The sequence below is a fragment of the Nocardia wallacei genome, assembly GCF_029868745.1.
GTDB lineage: Bacteria > Actinomycetota > Actinomycetes > Mycobacteriales > Mycobacteriaceae > Nocardia > Nocardia wallacei_B.
In genome coordinates, this window is sequence record NZ_JARWOP010000340.1 from 1 (window position 1) to 1277 (window position 1277).

The window sequence follows — 1277 nt, forward strand, 5'->3', positions numbered from 1 at the left end:
CGGCACCCCCATCTCAGTAGAACGCACCAACGGCAGCCATATCCCAGACCACCCCACCCACTGGGCAATGTGATTAACCCGAACCCCCCACCGGCGGGCCCGGCCCACCCCGGGGGCCCGTCCCCCCCCCCCCCCCCGCGGCCCGCGGGGGGGGGCCCCCCGGGCCCCCCCCCGGGGGGCCCGGGGGGGGGGGCCGCCCGCCGGTACCGGCCCGAACGGCGCGGGGCCGTCGGGGCCTTCCGGGCCGGAAGGCGGTCCGACGGGGACCGACAACGGCCGGCAGTCGCCCGCGGTGACCGGAGCCGAGACCGGCGGACCGGGCAGCGTCCCGGCCGCGGCGTCGTCCGGCGGCCCGGGAGCTACGGGTACCGCACCGGCGAGTTCGGTTGTGCCGCCGGTCGGTTCGATCCCGCCGGGTGGTCCCGGCGGCGGACCGGGCGGCGGGCCGGGGGCCGGTCCGTTCGACGACCGGGCGGGCGCGCAGTCCTCCGGCGCGCGGTCCGACGTCCCGCCGATGCCCGTCGCCACGCCGTTCGCGGCGGCCGTGGCGAAGGCCAAGGACGAGGCGGCCGAGCCCGCCTATGTGGTCGGTGACGCGGTGGACGAGGATCTGGTGCTCGCCAAGACACTGCTCGGCGGTGTCCTGGCCGCCGCGGACACCTCGGCCGTCGGCCTGCACTGGTCCGTCGCGGTGTTGCGCGGACCGGCCGGTGCGGGTGTGTTCATCACCTCCAACGAGGGTCGCGGGTGGCTGCCCGCCGGGGTGTTCCTGCCCCAGGAGGTGTCCACGCCCTGGTCGTGGGACGAGGTCCTGTCCGATACGGACGAAGTCGGATCGCCCTGGGAGGGTGTCTCGGACCCGGCCCGCATCCTGGTCGAGTTCGGCCTGGCCTGGGGCCCGAAGGCCGGTGCGCGGCTGAGCGCGCTGGTGTCGTCCGGGCCGTTGGACCCGAGCCTGCGCAACCGGTTCGCCGACGTGCCGATGGAGGGTCTCGTCGGTCCGTCCGACGCCCTCGATCTGCGGGTGTTCACCGTGGACACGGCCGATCGCCTCGGTCTCACCGGTTCGGCGGAGGCGCTGCAGCACGTCGCCTCGGTCCCGGACAACCGCGTCCGCGCCACCTGTCTCGAGTTGGCATCCGAGGCGCATGCGCAGGTCGGTCGCGGGGGGGGGGCGGGCCCCGGGGCCCCCCCCCCGCCGGGGGGGGGGGCGCGCCGCCGCCCCCGCGGGCCCGCCCGCCCCGCCGGGCCCGGCGCCCCGGGGGGGGGCCGGCGCC

1 pseudogene is annotated in these 1277 nt (G+C 78.4%); it reads left to right on the forward strand.

What is annotated here, in order from left to right:
* Nucleotides 1-292: 292 nt before the first annotated feature.
* A pseudogene (locus QH470_RS31580) lies at nt 293-1277 on the forward strand (hypothetical protein); the annotation flags it as partial.